This window comes from Salipiger sp. D13, assembly GCF_003703915.1.
Taxonomy (GTDB): Bacteria; Pseudomonadota; Alphaproteobacteria; order Rhodobacterales; family Rhodobacteraceae; genus Salipiger; species Salipiger profundus.
Genome location: NZ_ML112601.1, coordinates 44,490 through 65,209 on the forward strand (window position 1 = coordinate 44,490; position 20,720 = coordinate 65,209).

Genomic DNA, 20,720 nt, shown 5'->3' on the forward strand with positions numbered 1-20,720 from the left:
AGGAGGGTAGGATGAAGATACTGATCACCGGCCAGACGGCTGAACTGCGGCTCTTGGCCGATCTTCTGCGCAAGCTGGGCAATGACGTCAGCGAAGGTGCCCCGGCGCCGGGTCATGATGTGCTGGTCTGGTCATCCGAGGTGGCCGATGAGGCCACAGCGACCCAGATTGCGGCGCTTGACCCGGCCCGCATCTGTGACATTTCCGGCGGGACCGACCCCTTGGCCCCCGGGGGCGTGCTCGACGAACAGGCGCTGCAGGCGGTGGCCGGGCTGGTGGACACCACCGGCTTTCCCGGCGGGCCCCCAACCCGCACACCTGTGCCCTTCGTCGCGATCTCCACGGCTCTGCACGCCGCTTGCGCGATCCTGGCCCAGCATCTGGGTGGCGACGGCGGGCGGGTTGAGGTTTCGCGCTACCTCGCGGCCGTCACAGCGCTGACGACCTTCCTGCCCGCCGGATTGCTGGGGCGTGAGGCCTCGCGCATCGGCAATGCGCATCCGGCCTCCTCGCCATGGAACGGTTATCCCGCATCGGATGGCTGGGTGCTGATTTGCACGAGCAAGGATGACCAATGGCGCAAGCTGTGCCAGGTTGCCGACTATGCGCCTCTGAACGACCCCGGCTTTGCGGTGCAATCGGACCGGATTGCCCGCCGCGCTGAGGTCGACGGGCTGCTGTCCGACTGGACCCGCGGCCTGACCGCCGCCGAATGCGCCCGTCGTCTGGGTGCCGTGGGCGTGCCGTCTGGTCCGATCCTGACCCTGCTGGGCCTGGCGAACGAACCGAATGTCGCCCTCCGCCAGCCCGAGGTGGTGCGGCAACTCGGCATGGGCGGTGATCCCTTCGGTGCGGCGCAGCTGTTCCAATCGACACCTTGGCCGGAAACGAAGCCAACCCGGGGCTGGGAAACGGGGACCAAGGGTCCGCTATCGGGGCTGAAGGTGGTCGAGATCGGTCAGTTCACCACGGTGCCCCTGGCGGGCCGCCATCTGGTGCATCTTGGTGCCGATGTGCTGAAGATCGAACCGCCGGGCGGCGAACCGGCCCGCAGCTGGGCCCCGCTTCTGGACGGGCTGAGCCATTATTACACCATCACGAATTCCGGCAAACAGGTGGTCCAGCTGGACATGCGCGATCCCGACCGTATGGCCTGGCTGCGCGACCGGATCGCTGAGGCCGATGTGCTGGTCGAGAACATGCGTCCCGGCGTGCTAGCACAGTTTGGCCTGACGCCCGAGGCGCTCTCTCGGTTGAACCCCCGCCTCGTCGCTGTAAGCGTCTCGGGCTTTGGCGCGCACTCGGCCTATCCCGGTCGTGCGGCCTTCGACACGGTCATTCAGGGCATGTCCGGCATCATGGACCTGACCCGGGCCGAGGGCCAGCCGGTGAAACTGGGCATCTCGGCTGCCGATATCTTGGGTGCGCAGGTCGCGCTTCTGGCTGTGCTCTCTGCCTTGACCCAGGGAGAAGGCTGCTTCGTCGATCTGGCGATGCAAGATGTGGGCGTTTACGCAGCCCTGGCTTCCGATGGGTCGGCGGTCGCGACGGTAGATGTGCCTATCCGCACCGTGCGCGAAATCGCGCAGAACCCGGCTTTCCAAGCGGAATGCCTGACCACCATCCCAGATGAACAGGGCCTTCCCCGCGCCGCCGTGCGGATGCCCTACCAGTTGCACCCGGGCCCCGCCCGAATGGCGTGATCGGATGTAACGCTTGCCGCCTTGCCAACGCGACAGCGGCAAGGCGGCGACCATGCGGAACAGGTCGTTCCGGACGGACAGGGTTCATCGGCCTTGGTCACATGGTGGGCATGCGCTGCGCCGCATTCCGGCCGCGCGGTATCCGTCTTGGCACCGACCATCACATCATTCTGGCGGCAACAGGGGCAGGGCGTGCTGGCCCGGCACACCGAGGCCAGATCTGTAATTATTTGTTTAAGATTACTCCCTTGCGTGATTTAATGGCGCGCGACAGGCGCTCGGCGCAGGTCTTTTCTAAGGATACGTTCATGAGGAACCTTCCACCGCTCAACCCACTGCGCGCCTTCGAGGCCGCAGCGCGCCATTCCAGTGTACGTCTGGCCGCTGAGGAGACGAACGTGACGCCGGGTGCGGTCAGCCGGCAGATCAAGGTCTTGGAGGACCATCTGGGCGTCGTCCTCTTCCGCCGCTCCCCCAGCGAGATCACCCTCACTGCGGAGGGCGAGCAGTATTTCAATTCGATCTCTCCGCATCTCTGGGGGCTGTCGGATGCGACGGTGAACCTGACCGGCAGCAAGGGTGGGCAGATCGTGCATATCCGCGCATACACGACTTTTGCCGGCAAATGGCTGATCCCGCGCCTTTCCAGCTTTTCCGACGCCTATCCGAACATCGAGATACGACTGACCACATCTTTGGAAGCGGTGGACTTCCAGCGTGAGAATGTGGATGCGGCGATCCGGTTGGGGGATGGCGATTATCCGCTGTTCGAGGTGGACAAGCTGATCGAGAACCACCTCGCCCCTCTCTGCACCCCGGAATACGCCAAGCGCGAACAGATCCGCATAGCACAGGACCTCGCGGGCAAGCAGCTTTTGCACACATTGGCCCGTCCCGAAGACTGGCGAATCTGGATCGAGACGGTTGGGCTGCAGGGGCGGCTCGATTGGCATTCCGGCCCGAAATACGCCAGTTCCATTCTGGCCTATCAGGCGACGCTGGAACACCAGGGGCTGATGATGGCACAGAAGGCTCTGTTCGAAGAGGATCTGCGCAAAGGCCGTCTGATGCAGCCGGTGGGGCCGACGGTCACGCGGGGAAAGTTCACCTATTACCTGATCCTTCCCCGCAGCCGGATGCGCAACCCCGCGTTGCGGCGGTTCCGGGAATGGTTGCAGAATGAATGCCAGGCTGTGCAAGAGGATGAGCCGGTCATTCCCACGGCGCCCCGCTGGAGCGGGACGCCGGGTTAGGCCGGCCCGATCAGGCCGACCTGGTGTCGTCAGGCATGCACCATCGGGATCGGCACATAGGCATAGGCAGAGCCCTCGCGCCGGATATTGCCAAGTCCCGGGAACGGGAAGTGATAGCCGATCATCGGCATCTCCTCGCTTGCGGCCATGTCGAACAGTTTCAGCCGGGTTTCGGCCGCCATGCCCGGATCGCTGTCGAAGGCAAAGCGCCAGCCGGGATTCTCGAACAGCAGCGCATAGTGATGCACCACGTCGCCCACGTTCAGGAACGTTTGCCCGCCCGAGGCGATGACATAGGAAATGTGCCCCGGTGTATGACCGGGCGTGGAGATCGCGGTGACGCCGGGCATCACCTCCTTGCCATCGGCCACGAAGCTCAGCCGGTCACGATAGGGCAACAGGTTCTTGCGCGCCCCGGCAACGAAAAAAGGTATGAAGCCCGGACCGGACAGGTTCGCCTCATCCGTCCAATAGTCGAAATCCACCTGACTGATGTGGACGGTGGCATTGGGGAAGTTCAGCGCACCATCATCAGCGACCAGTCCCCAGCAATGATCGCAATGGGCATGGGTCAGGACAACGTCATCGACCTGCCCGGGCTCGATCCCTGCTGCCTGGAGATTGCGCAGCATGCGGCCCGCCTTATCACCGAAGGTCTGATCCGAGCCGATACCCGAATCGAACAGCACCACACGGTTGGCGATGTTCAGGACCAGGCAGTTCTGCTCCAGCATCATCGGATCGGCGGGCAGGAACTCCTCCTTCATGATCCGGGCGATATCGTCCTGCGGGGCATTGGGGAATTGGTCATTGGCCGAGCCGAGGTTCAGCAGCCCGTCCGAGATGATCGTGGCTTCGATGTCACCGATCCCGAAGCGATACCACCCCGGTACAGTGCCACCCAGAGGCGGCGCTTCGGCCAGGGCGGTGCGGGGCATCAGCCCCCCGGCCAGAGTTGCGGCTCCGGCCAGCAACAGGTGGCGTCGGCTCAGATAGGGTGAATAAATTTGGGTCATCTCTCGTCCTCCTCCAAGGTCAGTCAATTGCGGGAACCAATCCCTGTGAGGCAGGCTAAGGGCAACCGGCAGACCAGCAGGCAGGACAATATCTCAATGAGCGCGGACATTTTGTAAGCTTCTGCCCGAACCCTAGCAATTGTATTTCTCAAGTCGTCGCGGTGGTTGATTTCTGACGGCTCTTGCACAGGGCGTTCGCGATGGTGACGAGCTTTCTCGCAACGGCGATGATGAACTTGTGCGGTTTTCCGGCCTTGCGGATGCGATCTGTGAAGGATTTCAGGCTTGGGTTATGATGTGCCGCGACCAGTGCCACCTGGAACACCAAGCTGCACGCCATCTGCGACAGTCAGGGACGAGTGACCGGCCTGTTCGTCACCGCTGGACAGGTCGGCGATTACATCGGCGCACCCGCACAGCCCGGCGGCCCCGGCAAGGTTCTGCCGGGGGCCGTTGCCCAGTCGGCGCTGGTTGAGAAAATGTAAATTTACTTCGGCCTTATTGTGCTTTGCGTCGCAGCCACTCTTTCCCGAAACTTGACTGGCAAGGTAGGTGTGTCTGTCCAAGAGGGTCAGATGTCTCTTCTGCGCAGGCGGGTTCGGAGGAGCTCGTGCAAACATGTTTTGGGAGGAATCATGAAGATCATTAGTATGGGGCTATCAGTCTGCCTGTCTGCTTTTGCGGGTCTGGCGCAGGCGCAAACTGAAATAAACGTGGGCCTGATCTCGGATATGAGCGGGGTCTACTCAGATTTTGCTGGAAAGGGGTCGGTCGAGGCGATGAATCTCGCCATCGAAGATTTCACCGCCGCGCATCCCGAGGTGAAGATCACGCTGGAGACGGCGGATCACCAGAACAAGCCGGACCTCGCGTCGAACATCGCCCGGGAATGGTATGATCAGCGCGGGGTCGATGCGGTGTTCGATGTGACCGCCTCTTCCGCTGCCCTCGCCGTCTCGGCCATCACGCGCGAGAAGAACAAGGTTTTCATGGCCACCAATGCAGCCACTAATGCGCTGACTGGCGCGGAATGCTCGCCCAACACCGTGCAATGGACCTATGACAGCTGGGGCATGGCGCGTGGCACCGTCGCTCCCACCCTGGATGGCGGCGCGAAGTCCTGGTATCTGATCGTTGTCGACTATGCCTTCGGCCACAACGCTCGCGACGTTGCTCGCGACCTGATCGAAACGGGCGGCGGCGAGGTCGTGGGCGAGGTGATGCACCCGCTGAATTCGGCCGATTTTTCGTCCTACCTGCTGCAGGCCCAGGCCTCGGGCGCCGATGCCATCGCGCTTCTGAACGCGGGCGGCGACACGATCAATTCGATTAAGCAGGCCGGCGAGTTCGGCATCACCCAATCGGGTCAGAAGCTCGTCACTCTGGCGATCTTCCTGACCGACGTCCGCGCCATGGGTTTGGAGGTCGCGCAGGGTCTCACCTTCCCGACCTGGTTCTACTGGGACCTGAACGACCAGACCCGCGCCTTCTCGGAGCGCTTTGCCGAACGCATGGATGGGGCGCGACCCACGATGGGACAGGCGGCCAACTATTCTGCCGCGATGCTGTATTTCGAGTCAGTGCTTGCCGCAGGCAGCCCCGATGACGGCGCTGCTGTGGTCACGGCGATGCGGGACAAGGGCGCTTATGAGGACCCGCTGTTCGGCGAGACCGAGATCCGCATCGACGGCCGCGCCACCCACCCGATCTATCTGGCCCGTGCGAAGACACCCGACCAGTCCAGCGGCGATTGGGATTTCTACGAAATCCTGCGCACCGTGCCGCCCGCCGAAGGCAACATGCCGTTGGAAGCGTCGAAGGCGGCAGGCTGCACTCTGGTGCCCTGAGCCATCTCGGGGCCGCGGGACCTGCGGCCCCCCCCCTCTTTCCAATCAGGTGACCCGGTGGCTGATTTCGTACTTGAAACCCGTAATCTGACAAAAAGCTTCGGTGGCTTCAAAGCCGTGTCCGATGTTTCGCTTCAGGTGAAGCGGGGCAATATCCATGCGCTGATCGGACCCAATGGAGCGGGCAAGACCACCTGCTTTAATCTGATCACCAATTTCCTCACCCCGACCTCTGGCCAAATCCTGCTGGATGGGCGCAACGTGACAGGGATCGGCGCCTCGCAGATCGCGCGGATGGGCATGGTGCGGTCCTTCCAGATCTCGGCGACCTTCGGGTCGATGACCGTGCTGGAGAATGTTCGCATCGCGCTACAGCGCCGAGAGGTGAACACATTCAATTTCTGGAGCTCGGAACGGGGGCTGGACCGGCTGAACGGGCGCGCGATGGAGCTTCTGGACTGGGTGGGCCTGGCCGATCTGGCGCAGCGCAGCGCCTCGGAACTGTCCTACGGCCGCCGCCGCGCACTGGAGATTGCCGCGACGCTGGCCCAGGAGCCCTCGGTTCTGCTGCTGGATGAGCCGATGGCCGGCATGGGGCGGGAGGATATCCGCACCATCGCCGACCTGATCCGCCGCATCTCGGCCAGCCGGACCATTCTGATGGTCGAACACAATCTTTCAGTCGTGGCCGATCTCAGTGACCGGATCACCGTGCTGGCCCGCGGTCAGGTCCTTGCAGAAGGTGTCTATGCCGAGGTGTCGAAAAATCCCGACGTGATTGATGCCTATATGGGAGGTCAACATGCTTGACGCCGCGTCCGAACCCCTGCTCCGCGTGTCCAACCTGCAAGGTCACTATGGCGACAGCCATGTGCTGCACGGCATGAATTTCGAAGTCCGCGAAGGCGAGCTGGTCACGCTTCTGGGCCGCAACGGCGCGGGCAAGACCACCACCATGCGGGCACTGATGGGCCTTCTGAACAAGCGCACAGGGTCGATCACCTTCCAGGGTCGCGAGACCATCAGCCTGCTGCCCGAGGCCATCGGTCGCTTGGGCTTGGCCATCTGCCCGGAAGAACGTGGCATCTTTGCCTCGCTTTCCGTGGCCGAGAACCTGGAACTGCCTCCTGTTCTGCGGCCCGGCGGGCTGACGCTGGCCGAGGTGCATGACATCTTCCCTAGGCTCAAGGAACGCGCCCGCAGCAGAGGCAACCAGCTTTCGGGGGGCGAGCAGCAGATGCTGGCCATTGCGCGCATCCTGCGGACCGGCGCCAAATTCCTGCTGCTGGACGAGCCGACAGAGGGCCTGGCGCCGGTGATCGTCGAGCAGATCGGCGCCGTGATCACCGATCTTAAGCGGCGTGGCTTCACCATCCTGCTGGTCGAGCAGAACTTCCACTTCGCAGCCACGATCGCCGACCGCCATTACGTGGTCGAGGACGGCACGGTCGTGGACATGATCCCCAATGACCAGATCGAGGCCAATGCCGGACGGTTGGCCACATTTCTTGGCGTCTGATCGAAGGAGCTTATCATGTTTGCCGATCTTTTTGGAATACCGCCGCAGGCACTTTTGGGTCAGCTTCTGCTGGGTCTGATCAACGGTGCCTTCTATGCGCTGCTCAGCCTGGGCCTGGCGCTGATCTTCGGGTTGCTGCACCTCATCAACTTCGCCCATGGAGCGATCTACATGCTCGGCGCCCTCGGCGCATGGGTCGCCGTCAGTGGCCTAGGCCTCTCGTTTTGGGCCGCATTGATCATCGTTCCCCTGGCCGTGGGTCTGATCGGTATAGTCCTGGAACGTGTGCTCATCAGCCGCCTCGCGGGTCTTGATCCCCTCTACGGTCTTCTCCTGACTTTCGGTCTGGCGCTGTTGATCGAGGGACTGACGAGGGTTCAGTTTGGTGCCTCGGGTCTTCCCTTCAACTCTCCCATCAAGGGGGGGATCAACCTGGGCTTCATGTATTTGCCCTGGTATCGCGGCTTCGTCGTCCTCGCCTCGGTTGTCGTATGCCTTGCCACCTGGTTCGCGATCGAGCGTACGAAGCTCGGCGCGCTACTCCGCGCCGCGACCGAAAACCCCGATCTCTTGCGAACCTTCGGTGTCCGGGTGCCAGTGCTGGTGACCCTGACCTTCGGCGCGGGGGTGGCCCTGGCCGCGCTGGCGGGGGTTCTGGCGGCTCCGATCTACCTGATCAACCCCTATATGGGCACGCAACTGATCATCGTCGTCTTCGCGGTGGTGGTGATCGGCGGCATGGGCTCGATCGGCGGCGCGATTCTCACGGGCTTCGGCCTGGGGGTGCTGGAAGGCCTCACCAAGGCCTTCTGGCCACCTGCCTCCTCGACCGTGATCTTCTTCGTCATGGCGGTCGTGTTGATGGTCAAGCCCGCCGGCTTGTTCGGGACAACGAAATGAGGAGCTTCATCATGTCCAACCATCCGAAACTGCTGATCGGTGCGGCGATCCTTGTGGTCATGGCCCTGTTGCCACTGGCTGTTTATCCGGTGCTGCTGATGAAAGTGATGTGCTTCGCCATCTTCGCCTGCGCCTTCAATCTTCTTCTAGGCTTCACGGGCTTGCTGTCCTTTGGCCATGCCATGTTCTTTGGCGGCGGTGCCTATGTCGCGGGCTATCTGATGAAGGCCCATGCCGTGCCGCCGGAACTCGCCTGGCTTGCAGCCCTTGTGGCCGGGGCCGTGGCGGGGGGGGCGGTCGGCTGGCTGGCGATCAGGCGCACGGGGATCTACTTCTCGATGGTCACGCTGGCCCTTGCGCAGATGGCTTATTTCTATTTCGTCACTTCGCCCCTGACAGGTGGCGAGGACGGGATCCAGAGCATCCCGCGCCAGCCCGTCCTTGGGTTTATCAATGGCGCTGATGACCACATCCTCTATTACGTCATCATGGCGATGTTCGTCTGTCTCTGGCTGCTGATCTGGCGCATCGTCCACTCGCCCTTCGGCCAGTCCCTGAAAGCCATTCGTGACAACGAGGCGCGGGCGATCTCGCTCGGCTACCGGGCCAGCCGCTACAAGCTACTTGCCTTCGTGATCTCGGCCGCTATAGCGGCGCTCGCGGGGGGCATGAAATCCTATATCTTCCAGCTGGCCTCGCTCACCGACGTCGGCTGGCACATGTCGGGCGAGGTGGTGCTGATGGCGCTGATCGGCGGCATCGGAACGCTCACCGGCCCGGTGGTGGGGGCGGCCTTCCTGATCCTGCTCAGCGACGCGCTGGCCTCTTACGGCGAGTGGGTCGTCGTGATCCAGGGCGCGATCTTCGTCGCGGTGGTGCTGCTGTTCCGCAAGGGCCTGGTCGGCACCTTATCCGAACTGCCCGGCCTGATAACTCGCCTGCGCCGCCCGAAGGCGAAGTCCGCAGAAAAACTCAACAAAGACAAGATCATCACGGAGTGAGAAAATCATGGAACCAGTGTTCGTACATGGCGAGAGTGGGAGTTTGACCCTGCTCGCCTCTCGCAGCCGTAGGGACGGCCAGGCTGTCTTCCCGCGTCTTCCCGCCACCTCCCCCGCGGCGGCGCTGTATGATGATGTCGAGTTGACCGGACCGGCAAAGCTTTACAGCTACACCGTCATTCACCCCAATCCCAAGTCCGGGCAGAAACCCTTTGTCCTTGCTCTGGTGGATTTCGCCCAGGGCGCGCGCGTCTTCGGAAGGCTCGACATGGCCCCTGATCAGGTGCGTATCGGCATGGCCGTGGGGGCCGTGCCTGCCGAGGGGCCTGAGGGCCAGACTTATCGTTTCGCTCCGCTGAAAGGGAACTAAGATGGCAACCGAAGTCTACATCGCCGGTGCAGCTATGACGCAATTCGCCCGGCACGATCAGAAATCCATGCAGGACCTGGTCCAGGAAGCCGCGTTGGGGGCCCTGTCCGATGCCGGGCTGATGTCGGGCGACGTTCAGGCCATGTACAGTGCCAATGTCTATGGCGGGATGATCCTGGGTCAGGTCCTGGTCCGCGACCTTCAGATCACCGGACCCGCGCTCTACAATGTCGAGAATGCCTGTGCCAGCGGCGCCACCGCCGTCCAACTGGCGAAACAGGCGTTGGAGTTGGGCATTTATGACACCGTCCTCGTCTGGGGCGTCGAGGCGCTGACCCAACTGGGCGGCGGCACGATCCCGCTGCAGCGCAATGACTACAAGACCACGCTCTACGCCGCCCAAGGGATGACCCTTCCCTCGGTCTACGCCATGCGCGGGATGCGCTACCTGCACGAACGGGACGAAACCCCCGAGATCCTGGCCCGTGTTGCCGTGAAGAACCGGGCCGCTGGGGCGCGCAACCCCTACGCCCAGCAGCAGAAGGAGGTCACGCTGGAAGAGGTGCTGACCTCGCGCCCGGTTGCCGAACCCCTGACCCTGCTTCAATGCTGTCCCTCGATGGTGGACGGGGCTGCAGCGGTGGTGCTGACGACGAAGCGGCCCGCAAGCGCCAAGCCGGTCAGGATCCGCGCGTCGGCAGTGCAATCTGGCCATCAGGAACTGGGATGCGACGACATCCTGGATGCAGAGATCACCGCAAGAACGGCTCAGCTGGCCTATGATCAGGCAGGGATCTCGCCATCCGAGGTTAATGTGGTCGAGCTCCATGACGCATTCACTATCGCAGAGCTTCTGTATTACGAGGCACTGCAACTTGCCCCGCACGGCGAAGGCGCCGCGCTTCTTCGCAGTGGCAGCACGGCGCTGGGTGGGCGTGTGCCGGTCAACCCCAGCGGCGGACTTCTGGCCAAGGGCCACCCGTTGGGTGCCACCGGCGTCGCCCAGATGGTCGAGATGGTCTGGCAGTTGCAGGGCCGTGCCACCGGGCGGCAGGTGGAAGGCGCTCGCGTGGCCCTGACTCAATGCACCGGCGGCGGCATCGCGGGGGTGGATCACGCCGCCTCTTCCGTCCACATTCTTTCGGTGTGAGGCAAGCATGCGCACTGCAATCGTCACCGGCGGAGCACGGGGCATCGGGTTCGGCATTGCCCGGGCTCTCATGGGGGCCGGCTATGCCACCGCCCTGTTTGACCTGAACGAAACCGCCTTGGCCGAGGCCCGGGACGCGCTGACCCGCGAATTCCCGGATGTCCAGGTCATGCCCGTCACCGTCAACATTACCGAGGCCGCCGCGGTGGCCGAGGCCATCACACAGGTCCAGACCGCCTGGGGCCGTATCGACCTGCTGGTGAACAACGCCGGCATCGTCCGCGACAAGCGGATCACCAATATGGACGAGACCGATTGGGACGATGTGATCAGCACTAACCTGCGATCCAACTTCCTGACCTGTCGCGCCGTCGCCCCGGTGATGTTCGCCCAAGGAGAAGGTCGGATCGTCAACATCTCGTCCCGCGCCTGGCTGGGCGGGTTCGGACAGGCCAACTATTCGGCCGCAAAGGGGGGCGTGGTCAGCCTGACCCGAAGCTTGGCGCTGGAATTCGCAAGCAAAGGGGTGACGGTCAATGCCATCGCCCCCGGCATCGTGGAAACGCCGATGTTCGCGAGTTTCGAGCCCGGCGTGCAGGAAAAACTGCGGCAATCCGTCCCGCGCAAGCGGATCGGTCGCCCCGATGACATCGCCCGCGCCGTCCTGTTCTTCGCCGATCCGGCCAACGACTACCTGACCGGACAGCTTATCTATGTCTGCGGCGGCCGCTCGCTGGCCAGCCCCAGCGTCTAGGAGATGTGATGCCCATCCTGACACAAGTGGCCGATGCCATCGCCACCATCACGCTGGACCGGCCGGAGAAGCTGAACGCCCTGGACCCGGACCATTTGCACCAGCTCCGTGCCGCCATCCGCTCTGCGGACAGCGACCCTGCGGTGCGGGTGCTGGTCCTGACCTCCTCGGGCGAGCGCGCCTTTTCGGCCGGTGCCGATATCGGCGGCACCAAGGTGACGGAGGGGGTGGCAGAGGCCTATGCCTACGGGCTGGAACAGGCGGCGCAGGCGGGTCTCTACATCCGCCTGCTGGACCTCTCGGACCTGCGGCGGCGCAAGCCGATGATCGCCGCCGTGAAGGGGTTCTGCCTGGGCGGCGGCCTTGAGATCGCCCTGCAGGCCGATCTGGTCGTCGCCGCCGAGAACGCACAGTTCGGCTTGCCCGAAGTGGCGACCGGCAGCCTGCCCGGGGCGGGCGGGGTCAACGCCCTGTTGCGCGCCCTGCCCCGGCATCTGGCCGTGCATCTTCTCTTCACGGCCGAACGTCTGTCAGCGCAGCAGGCGCTGTCGCATGGGCTGGTCAGCGCCGTGCATGATCTGGCAAGCTTCGACCAACAGGTCCAGGCGCTTGCGCTGCGGATCGCAGGACAGGGGCCTTTGGCGGTGCAGATGGTGAAGATGCTGATCGACCAGTCCGATGGGCTGGCGCCCGGGCAATGGATGCAGATGGCGGAGCTTGCCTGGGGCCATTTGCGCGACACCGAGGACCGGGTCGAGGGCCGCCAGGCCTTTGCCGAGAGGCGTCCCCCTGTCTTCAACGGGCGCTGACAGGGATGGATGTGGCCGAGGCCCTGACGTCCCGCCGCAGCACCCGTGCCTTCCTGGACCGCCCGGTGCCGCGCGCGCAGATCACCCGGATCCTGTCGCTGGCGGCTCAGGCCCCCAGCGGCAACAACACCCAGCCCTGGCAGGTGAATGTTCTGACAGGCGCCGCGCTGGAACGCCTGGCGTCAGCACTGCTGGCCGAGCGGCGGGACGGCGCGCCGCTGCCGCCGCCGGAATACGACTATTATCCCGCGGAATGGCCAGAGCCGCATCTCAGCCGCCGGCGCGAGAACGGCTGGGCGCTGTATTCACTGATCGGCGTCCAGCGTGGTGATCGCGCTGGTGCCGTGGCGCATCATGACCGCAACTTCACCTTCTTCGGCGCCCCCGTGGGCCTGATCCTGTCGATCGACCGGCGCCTTGGTCAGGGCGCGCTGATCGACGTGGGCATCTTCCTGCAATCCCTGACCCTCGCCGCACGGGCCGAGGGCCTGGGCACCTGCCTGCAGGCCGCTTTCGCCCCCCATCACCGGACAATCCGGGCCAGTTTGCTGATGGAGGCGCATCAGATGGTGATCTGCGGCATCGCCCTGGGCCATCCCGACCCGGAGTCCGAGATCAATCGCCTGACCCCACCGCGCGAGCCGGTGGAGGTGTTCACCCGCTTCAACGAGACTGACATGGATTCACTTACCAATCCGCTCCTCAACGACCTTGGCATCACGCTGAGCCAATGGGAGGAGGGCCAGGCCGAGTTTCGCCTCATGCTGTGCCCGCGCCACCTGAACCGGCACGGACAGTTGCAGGGCGGCGTGATCGCCACGCTGCTCGACGTCGCCTGCGGTTATGCCGGGATCGAGCCCGGCAGCCGCGCGAGCGCCGTGACCATCACGCTGAACATCAGTTATGTCGCGGGTGTTTCGGAAGGAGAGATCATCGCACGCGGCGCGGTGTCGGGCGGCGGGCGGCGGATCTACTTTTCGGGAGGAGAGTTGCGAGCCCCGGACGGGCGACTGCTCGCCACCGCCCAGGGCTCGTTCAAAAGGGTCGGGGAGGCGCGTTAGCGCCTCCGGTCAGATCGTCCGGCCGCCGTCCACTTCCAGGATCACCCCGGTGATGAAGCGGGCGTCGTCGGAGGCGAGATACAGGGCCGCACCGGCCACATCCTCGGCCGTGCAGAACCGGCCCATCGGGATCGTCGCAAGGAAGGCCGCGCGATTTTCGGGCGTATCGGGCTTGCCGAGGAAGCTTTCCAGAAGGCCCGTTGCGCCGACCACAGGGGCGATGCCGCAAACGCGGATCCGGTCCGCCGCCAGTTCGACCGCGAGCGTGCGGGTCATCAGGTTCACCGCACCCTTGCTGGTATTGTACCAGGCGAGACCCGGGCGGGGACGGATGCCCGCCACCGAGCCCACGTTGATCATGATCCCGCCGCCCTGCGCCCGCCACCTGGGCGTCATGGACCGGGTCATGTGGAAGATCGACAGCACGTTGATGTCGAAGATCTTGCGGAAGGTCGCCTCGTCCGTCTCCATCAACGGCGCGTTCCGGTTGCTCCAGCCCGCATTGTTGATCACGATGTCGGGGCAACCGAAGACCGCTTCCGTCTCTGCGACCGCCGCCTCGACCTGTTCGGCCTTGGACACATCGCATCCGACAGCTGCGGCGTTGCCGATCTCAGCCGCGACGGCCTTAGCCCCCGCTAGGTTCAGATCGGCGATCATGACCTTCGCGCCCTCGCGCACAAACGCCTCGGCCATGCCCCTTCCGAAGCCCGACGCGGCACCGGTGATCAGGGCGACCTTGCCCGCCAGCCGGTTCATGCTGCGGCCTCGAGCCAGTGTGGCAATTTTTGGTACATGACGATCCTCCTTTACTCATGCATCAACGAAAGGTGCCTAATCCTTGGAGATTGGGCAATTGACTATTTCGACGATCATAGAGGAGAAAATGTATCGCAGGAGCATGGCCGATGCGATGCCTGCCGGGTCAGATGGGGTATTCGGCTTGCGCCCCACTTCCAGCCTCGGTCTCCGGTAGGTGCTGCGTCTCGAGCTGATGATAATACGTGGTCTGTGTGAAGCAGCCACAAGCATCAAGGAAGGAGACGCAGCATGAAACATTATGCCGGATTGGATGTCTCAGTAAAAGAAACCGCCATTTGTGTTGTCGACGACGACGGCCAAGTCTGCTCAGAAATGAAGATTGCGAGCCACCCCGAGGAGCTCTCTCTAGCCTTGAGCGGTATCGGGGTCCATTTCGAACGGATTGGGTTGGAAGCCGGTCCGCTGTCGCAATGGTTGTTCGAAGGGCTGGCGCGCGCGGGGCTTCCGGTGATTTGTATCGAGACACGCCACGCGAAGGCCTTCCTCAAGGCGCAGGTGAACAAGACCGACCGCAATGATGCGCGTGGGATCGCGCAGATGATGCGGGTCAACCTATACCGTCCGGTGCATGTGAAGACCCGGGAAAGCCAGCAGCGCCGAGCTCTGCTGCGAGCCCGGAAGCTCCTGCAAGAGAAGGCGATTGCTGTCGAGAATGATATTCGCGGCTTGCTGCGCAACTTCGGGCTCAAGGTCGGCATCGTTGGCAGAGGGAAGTTCGAAGCCCGCGCCTTGGAACTCATCGCGGAACTGCCGGAACTGGAGAAGGTGATCAGCGTCTTGCTCGCGGCAAGGCGCAAGCTCCGTGAGGGCTTCGCCAAACTGCACCGCGAGGTTGTGGAAATCGCGACGGGAGACGCCGTTTGCATGCGTCTGATGACAGTCCCAGGTGTTGGCGCGGTGACTTCTCTTGCCTTCGTCAGCACCATTGATATCCCGGCGCGCTTTCGAAGATCTCGAGCGGTTGGGCCGGTCTTAGGGCTGACACCGGTCCTAAAACAGTCCGGAGAAAGTCAACGCGTCGGCCGGGTATCCTTGTGTGGCGACGGAATGATGCGAGCCTTGCTGTACGAGGCCGCGCAATCCATGCTGACCAGGGTGAAGAAATGGTCATGGCTAAAAGCTTGGGCCGTGGGCGTCGCGAAGCGTAGTGGCTTCAAGAAGGCCGTCGTGGCTTTGGCGCGGCGCCTTTCGGTGATCATGCACAGGATGTGGGTCGATGGCAGCGAGTTCCGTTGGTCGCGGGAGGGAGCCATCGCAATGTGATCGACCCGGAAAGGATTTAGAGTTCCACCGCAGGTGGGAAGACGTCCTTCGCGGGACGATGGGTGAGGTGAGTTCGCAATGCGTCCAGTTCCGGCAGCATCATGGCTGCCAGGCCGCGAGTCAGATTGGACCGCTTCACTCTTCTAATCCCATGATGGGAGGGCCAGCGTGCCGATCCCGAAGAGAAGCGAGGGCCCGCGAAAGACCTGAAGACCCGCCGTTGACAACTGCTCGAAGGCGCTTGACCAAAGAACGCCGAATAGAGAAGGATGCATTGATTTCGGGCGGGAGTGGGCAAAACTTGGGGGTCAGGCAGCCTCCCTGCGGTATGCGCTGGTCAACCTTCCATCGAGAACGGTAGCCCGCACGATGGCAACGTGATGGGCGCCTTTGGGTGACCATCTCATCCGTCGGCGTTTTCCCATGCGTGTGTTGCTGATGTCGTCCACGCAGCCTTCCGCTCGGGACGAAGATATCGGAAGACCATTGCGGTACCGCCAACCATAGTCGGTCAGGCTATCCATATTGTTTGCCAGATAGGTGTAGAGTTCCCGGCGGTCGTGTCCGACACTGATCGGGCTGGTCGGCGTGCTCTGGTTAGACTGGAGCAACAGCGCCAACCGCATCATCTGGCTCGGCGCGGCCGGCTGCTTCCTCGCTGTTTTCGCGATCACCATGGGCTATTTCGCGCCTAGCAACACGGCGCTTGCCGCAAAGACCATTCCTGTCGAGCAGGTTTCGGGGAAGCTCGATACCTGGCTCATGATCCACAATTTCCGCATCGTCCTCGCCATCGCCGCTTCGGCGCTCGGCGTGTTGGCGGTCAGCCGCTAGAGGCAGGCCACTATGCTCAAGATTGTACACCCCGTCGCCGGCATGATCGCCATCCTCACCATCTCGACCTTTTGGCTCTCGACGGCAATTTCCGAATTGTTTCTCTCCGAAGCGGCGATCGTAGCAGTCAAGACCACTATTCCGTGGGGCTTTCTTATCCTGATCCCGGCTCTTGCGGCGACTGGCGGTTCGGGTTTCGCCTGGTCAAAGGGTCAGCGACGAGGGCTTGTCGGCACCAAGCTCAAACGTATGCCGTTCATCGCGGCGAACGGCATTCTCATCCTCATCCCGGCGGCTCTGTTTCTCGCTTCCAAGGCACGGGCGGGCGAGTTCGACACGGTGTTCTATGTCGTTCAGGCGCTCGAACTGATCGCGGGAGCAACCAACATCACGTTGCTCGGCCTGGAAATGCGAGACGGCATGAAGCTCACCAAATGGCGGCGTGGCAGTTTTCTCAAGCGGGGCTTGTCCTACACGACCAGCCTCATCGGCAAGGAAGACGTCGCTCGCGGCACCCTCGCGGTTCACCTGAAGAAGCCGGAAGGCTTCGCCTTCAACGCCGGTCAGGCCGTCTATGTAACCTTGCCCTCGCTCGAGGAAGAGGACGGCAAAGGACGCGTGCGGACCTTTTCCATCGCTAGCGCACCGGATGACACCGATCTGGCGATCGCGACCAGACTGACGGACTCAGCCTTCAAGCGGAGCCTTGCCAGCCTACCCGCCGGATCGGCAATCGAAATAGAAGGCCCCTACGGTGATTTAACGTTGCATGACGAAACGGCGCGACGGGTGGTGTTCCTTGCGGGCGGGATAGGCATCACGCCATTTCGCAGCATGATCCGCGACGCTGTCCGCCACGCGCCCACCCGTGACACGTATCTCTTCTACAGCAATCGAAACCCTGCCGATGCAGCGTTCCTTTCGGAGTTTGAGCAGGCTTCAGCAAACAATCCGGGCCTAAAGTTGGTGGCGACGATGACCGATGCACCTGACTGGCAAGGCGATCGCGGGTTCATCACGCGCGAAATGATCGAACGGTACGTCGGTGACATCACCAGCCCGGTCTTCTATCTCGCCGGTCCATCGGCAATGGTCGCCGCCATGGCAACCTTGCTCACGAAGGCGGGCGTTGGACCGGAAAACATCCGTGCCGAAGAGTTCACCGGATACTGAAGCAGGTAAGTCGACCCCAGACCCTTTGCCCGCACCGTGTCGCGGGCTGGTTCGCACTTCGGATCGCCGCTAACAGATCTAGTTACATTAGAGTCTGCGCCCCTCACCGATACGAGCGGATGCACGCCCCGTGCCCTCGGGAGTCAATCGGCCTTTTAGTTGCGGTTCTTCGTCAAGCCTGCTTTTGTCCGTGCCGGGGTCATGGTCCTTTTCGAGGTCATAGCCTCATGTTGATGTTCGGGTCGGGTGCCTTCAACTTACGCAACGCAGGTGCTTTTCTGGCCTGCAGCCGATTGAACGCGGTCGCCGCAACCACCGTCCCGGCGGGACATCACAGGCTTGGTGTCAGGCCTGCAATCTCGGGGTCGGGTCAAGCGTCAGTCATGCAGGTAGCTCTTTCCCCCATTCAAAGACCGTCCCGTCGACCCAGACGCAGTGGAGGATCACAGCCAACTTCCGGGCGACAGCGAACTGCGCCTTCTTCATCCCGTTGCGCTTGGCAAGGCGAAGGCCCCAAGTTTTCAGTGCACACCATCTCTTTGTCCGGTGTAGCAGGACACTGGCCGCCTCGAAGAGATAGGTTCGAAGCAGCCGGTCTCCCCATCGCGATACGCGGCCGTTGGTGTCATTTTGGCCGGATTGCTTGCGGCGAGGAGCCAGACCGAGGCAGGCGTCGACCGTCGCCGCACTTCGGAATCGCGAGGGTCGTCGATCGTATGGCGGAACATAAGCGCCGTCACTACGCCGATGCCTGGAACCGTCATGAGCCGTCGGGTAGATTCGTCTTCCCGTGCGAGTTGGCGCACCCTCCGATCAAGCCCGTCCAGTTCGCCACACACATTCGCATGGACGGAGATCAGCGGCAGCAGCACTGGCCGAAGGATATGTCCTTCGCCCGACAGTTCCTCCACCCGGCGCCGGAACTTCCCGCCGATCGAGCGAGGAATGATCCGGCCGCACTCCTTCAGCATGGCGCGCATCTTCTAGCAGGCAAGATCGAGGCCTGCTCCTACGCCAGGTTTCAGGAGATGACCGGGCTGACGCTTGATGAGGCGGATGGCACCATGAAAGAAAACCTGCCGCCGATCCAGCAGTTCCTGAACCGCTGTCTTGCGCTCCGCATCGACATGCAGGATGCGATTTTTGAGGCCTTCGGCGGGTTCCTTTCGGCCATCATCGAGGATGCGCGTCAGGCGGGCACGCTCGATGTGGGCCTTGAGACGCTTAAGGCCGAGAAATTCGTGATCTCCGACCGGAAGGTCATCTTCGAGCATGAGGCGACGGGTGCGACGGCCACCGCGCTGACGGTCGAGCGGACCGATCGCAATGATCCGCTCAACCTGCCCCGCGTCAAAGCCATCTGCGCTGATACCAAAGGCGCGACGCTCTGTTGGAACAAGACCTCCAAACGCGCGGCGCTGATGGTGAAGGCGCCGGCCTTCATGGATGAGGACGGTGTGCCGATCCTGAGGGTGAAGCTCCTGCGGCCCATGGCGACCGAAATCCTTGCGCTTTCCGAGTTCTCGAAATCACACTGGGAAGGGGTCGACGATGCGATGTTCGACCAGCTCTGGCAGGCCGAGGTCGATGCGGTGCCGGAGTTCACCACCTCCAAGATCACGCTGATCTGCGGTCTCCTTCTGCCGATCTGGGACCGGCTGCCCGCCGACAACATGCGCATCTACCGACTTCAGACCGAAGACGGGGAGCGCGCCATCGGACGTCTGGTCAGCCAGGAGCAGCTTCTGAACGTCTATGCGCGGCTTGGGCTCGATTGCCAGATGGATATGACGCCCCAGGAGGTCTTTGCTGCGGTGATCGACGGGAAGACGACCCTCAGCCTTCTTGGCGGTTACAAGTTGCGCCGGTCGCTGGTCATGGGACAGCCGAGGCTTGAACTCACTGGCGCGTCGGGCGTGGCCCTGCCCGCATTGAAGGCCTTGGGCTGCTTCACCGAAGTGATCCAGTGGAAAACGCGGGTGTTCATCCCGGTGGATGGCATCGATGTGCTCGCGTGCGTGCTCGCCGAGCATCCGGTTGGCGCCAGCGGTGCCGATGCCGCCGCATGAGCGCGCGGCGCAGCATCGCAGACCTCTCGGCCGATCTGGCAGACCGTGCCGAGAGTTTCTGCCGCCAGTATTTCCCCGAAGGACGCAAGCAGGGCAATTATTGGCAAGTCGGCGACACCTCGGGCGCCAAGGGTCAGAGCCTTGCCATCCGTCTTCAAGCTCAAGGTGGGCGCAAGGCCGGGTCCTGGCAAGATTTCGCGACGGGTGAATACGGCGACTTGATCGACCTGCTGCATGAACGGCTTGGGTCGGTCACGCTCAAAGAGACGCTGAGGGAGGCCCGGTCTTTCCTCGGCGAGGCCCCCTGCCCTGTCGTACCTCGTGAAACCCAAAGGGCTGAGCGCCCGGATGCAGCCCCCAGCAAACGCATCGCTCAGGCACGCAAACTCTTTGCCGCAGGCAAGCCGGTGCTTGGCACCTTGGCCGCCACCTATCTGCAGGGGCGCGGGATAACACGGCTTGGACCTGCCCTGCGCTATCACCCCCGGGTTTTTTTGTGGCAAGGCGAGGACGACTCCGATCTGCCGCAAAAGGCCCCTGCCCTGCTCGCGAAGATCACTGACGATCGGGGCCAGATCACCGGATGCGCAAGGGTCTATCTCGACCCGTCCACCGGCGGTCTGGCCGCGATCGAGAGCCCGAAACGGATCCTCGGGCAGCTTCACGGCCATGCCATCCGCTTCTGGTCCGGCTCACCTCGCAGCGATCTCATCGTCGGCGAAGGGCTCGAGAACACCCTCTCGGTTGGCACCGCTCTCCCGGAGTTCGATCTCGCCTCCTGTCTCACCGCCACCCATCTCGGGCTCTTCATCCCGCCACCGGGGGTCAAGCGCATTTGGATCGCGCGGGATAACGATGAAGCTGGCCGTAACGCATCCATGAGATTGCGTAACCAGCTGGAATCGCTAGATATTGCCTGTGGTGAACTCGTGTCGACCATGGGGGATTTCAACGACGATTTGCGGGCATTTTGCCAAAGATGCGCTGCGCCTGTCCCTGCTCAAGGCCATGAAGGCGCAAGGTCTGGAGATCGAGGACGGGTGAGCGCCTGTCTCCACTCGTGATGGCTGAGGGGGCAAAGGTTCCGCGGGCTCGATCTGATCCCGTTTGGATAAGGGGAGCGATGGACCAGCGGGTCGGGGCTGAGCGCCCCTCGCCCGGGCAGCAATGCGCCCG

The 20,720-nt window shown here is 62.9% G+C and carries 21 protein-coding genes and 2 pseudogenes; 18 read left to right on the forward strand and 5 right to left on the reverse strand.

The genetic code is table 11. From position 1 onward, the window contains the following. The first annotated feature begins 11 nt into the window (after positions 1–11). Both D6860_RS15265 and gcvA read left to right on the forward strand, forming a co-directional pair. Positions 12–1,703 (forward strand): CoA transferase, encoded by a 1,692-nt coding sequence (locus D6860_RS15265; RefSeq protein WP_076625807.1) that lies wholly within the window; start codon positions 12–14, stop codon positions 1,701–1,703. 308 nt (positions 1,704–2,011) lie between these two features. Beyond that, the gene (gcvA, locus tag D6860_RS15270) at positions 2,012–2,956 is read left to right on the forward strand and encodes a transcriptional regulator GcvA (protein WP_076625808.1); all 945 of its coding nucleotides are present in this window, start codon (positions 2,012–2,014) and stop codon (positions 2,954–2,956) included. 29 nt (positions 2,957–2,985) lie between these two features. Here the strand turns inward: gcvA and D6860_RS15275 are convergent, their stop codons facing one another. After that, complete coding sequence (locus tag D6860_RS15275; RefSeq protein ID WP_076625809.1) at positions 2,986–3,972, reverse strand: MBL fold metallo-hydrolase; 987 nt, start codon at positions 3,970–3,972, stop codon at positions 2,986–2,988. A 148-nt stretch (positions 3,973–4,120) separates the two neighbouring features. After that, complete coding sequence (locus tag D6860_RS25285; RefSeq protein WP_157895899.1) at positions 4,121–4,288, reverse strand: hypothetical protein; 168 nt, start codon at positions 4,286–4,288, stop codon at positions 4,121–4,123. On the opposite strand from D6860_RS25285, the pseudogene D6860_RS15280 reads away from it, so the two are divergent. The 11 genes and pseudogenes from D6860_RS15280 to D6860_RS25290 form a co-directional block, all read left to right on the forward strand. Beyond that, positions 4,278–4,400: pseudogene (locus tag D6860_RS15280) on the forward strand (IS5/IS1182 family transposase); the annotation flags it as partial. The gene D6860_RS25285 and the pseudogene D6860_RS15280 overlap by 11 nt on opposite strands. Positions 4,401–4,607: 207 nt before the next feature. Continuing rightward, a complete protein-coding gene (locus D6860_RS15285; protein ID WP_076625810.1) occupies positions 4,608–5,819 on the forward strand; it encodes an ABC transporter substrate-binding protein in 1,212 nt (403 codons plus the stop codon). Positions 5,820–5,876: 57 nt separating this feature from the next. Then, complete coding sequence (locus D6860_RS15290) at positions 5,877–6,629, forward strand: ABC transporter ATP-binding protein (RefSeq protein ID WP_076625811.1); 753 nt, start codon at positions 5,877–5,879, stop codon at positions 6,627–6,629. Beyond that, positions 6,622–7,338 carry an ABC transporter ATP-binding protein gene (locus D6860_RS15295; protein WP_076625812.1) on the forward strand — a complete coding sequence of 239 codons (717 nt, stop codon included), beginning with the start codon at positions 6,622–6,624 and terminating at the stop codon, positions 7,336–7,338. Before D6860_RS15290 ends, D6860_RS15295 begins: the two co-directional genes overlap by 8 nt. Positions 7,339–7,353: 15 nt before the next feature. Further along, entirely contained in the window at positions 7,354–8,238 is an 885-nt protein-coding gene (locus D6860_RS15300; RefSeq protein ID WP_076625813.1) for a branched-chain amino acid ABC transporter permease, read from the forward strand. A gap of 11 nt (positions 8,239–8,249) precedes the next feature. After that, entirely contained in the window at positions 8,250–9,239 is a 990-nt protein-coding gene (locus D6860_RS15305; protein ID WP_076625814.1) for a branched-chain amino acid ABC transporter permease, read from the forward strand. 43 nt (positions 9,240–9,282) lie between these two features. Next, positions 9,283–9,609, forward strand: coding sequence for a Zn-ribbon domain-containing OB-fold protein (locus D6860_RS15310; RefSeq protein WP_157895900.1), 327 nt, complete (start codon positions 9,283–9,285; stop codon positions 9,607–9,609). A 1-nt stretch (position 9,610) separates the two neighbouring features. Next, on the forward strand, positions 9,611–10,759 hold the full coding sequence (locus tag D6860_RS15315) for a thiolase family protein (protein ID WP_076625816.1): 1,149 nt from the start codon (positions 9,611–9,613) through the stop codon (positions 10,757–10,759). A 7-nt stretch (positions 10,760–10,766) separates the two neighbouring features. Continuing rightward, entirely contained in the window at positions 10,767–11,513 is a 747-nt protein-coding gene (locus tag D6860_RS15320; RefSeq protein WP_076625817.1) for an SDR family NAD(P)-dependent oxidoreductase, read from the forward strand. Positions 11,514–11,521: 8 nt separating this feature from the next. Beyond that, complete coding sequence (locus tag D6860_RS15325; RefSeq protein WP_076625818.1) at positions 11,522–12,322, forward strand: enoyl-CoA hydratase/isomerase family protein; 801 nt, start codon at positions 11,522–11,524, stop codon at positions 12,320–12,322. Between the two features lie 5 nt (positions 12,323–12,327). Continuing rightward, positions 12,328–13,383: a nitroreductase family protein gene (locus D6860_RS25290; protein ID WP_076625819.1), complete on the forward strand. Its 1,056-nt coding sequence runs from the start codon at positions 12,328–12,330 to the stop codon at positions 13,381–13,383. A gap of 9 nt (positions 13,384–13,392) precedes the next feature. Here the strand turns inward: D6860_RS25290 and D6860_RS15335 are convergent, their stop codons facing one another. Then, positions 13,393–14,142 (reverse strand): SDR family oxidoreductase, encoded by a 750-nt coding sequence (locus D6860_RS15335; RefSeq protein ID WP_076625820.1) that lies wholly within the window; start codon positions 14,140–14,142, stop codon positions 13,393–13,395. Positions 14,143–14,433: 291 nt separating this feature from the next. On the opposite strand from D6860_RS15335, the gene D6860_RS15340 reads away from it, so the two are divergent. Beyond that, on the forward strand, positions 14,434–15,468 hold the full coding sequence (locus D6860_RS15340; RefSeq protein WP_076625821.1) for an IS110 family RNA-guided transposase: 1,035 nt from the start codon (positions 14,434–14,436) through the stop codon (positions 15,466–15,468). 308 nt (positions 15,469–15,776) lie between these two features. Here D6860_RS15340 and D6860_RS15345 read toward each other — a convergent pair. Further along, positions 15,777–16,022, reverse strand: a pseudogene (locus D6860_RS15345) (ISKra4 family transposase); the annotation flags it as partial. A 25-nt stretch (positions 16,023–16,047) separates the two neighbouring features. Between D6860_RS15345 and D6860_RS15350 the strand changes: the two are divergent. Then, positions 16,048–16,302 carry an anthrone oxygenase family protein gene (locus D6860_RS15350; RefSeq protein WP_256359820.1) on the forward strand — a complete coding sequence of 85 codons (255 nt, stop codon included), beginning with the start codon at positions 16,048–16,050 and terminating at the stop codon, positions 16,300–16,302. A gap of 12 nt (positions 16,303–16,314) precedes the next feature. Continuing rightward, on the forward strand, positions 16,315–17,475 hold the full coding sequence (locus D6860_RS15355) for a ferredoxin--NADP reductase (RefSeq protein ID WP_076625823.1): 1,161 nt from the start codon (positions 16,315–16,317) through the stop codon (positions 17,473–17,475). A gap of 381 nt (positions 17,476–17,856) precedes the next feature. Here D6860_RS15355 and D6860_RS26000 read toward each other — a convergent pair whose 3' ends face one another. Beyond that, on the reverse strand, positions 17,857–18,255 hold the full coding sequence (locus D6860_RS26000; protein WP_083697989.1) for a transposase: 399 nt from the start codon (positions 18,253–18,255) through the stop codon (positions 17,857–17,859). Here D6860_RS26000 and D6860_RS15365 point away from each other — a divergent pair. Further along, positions 18,192–19,544, forward strand: coding sequence for a strawberry notch C-terminal domain-containing protein (locus D6860_RS15365; protein WP_083697987.1), 1,353 nt, complete (start codon positions 18,192–18,194; stop codon positions 19,542–19,544). The genes D6860_RS26000 and D6860_RS15365 overlap by 64 nt on opposite strands. Further along, positions 19,541–20,608, forward strand: a complete 1,068-nt coding sequence (locus D6860_RS15370) for a DUF7146 domain-containing protein (protein WP_229743343.1) — start codon at positions 19,541–19,543, stop codon at positions 20,606–20,608. Before D6860_RS15365 ends, D6860_RS15370 begins: the two co-directional genes overlap by 4 nt. The last annotated feature ends 112 nt before the right edge of the window (positions 20,609–20,720 follow it).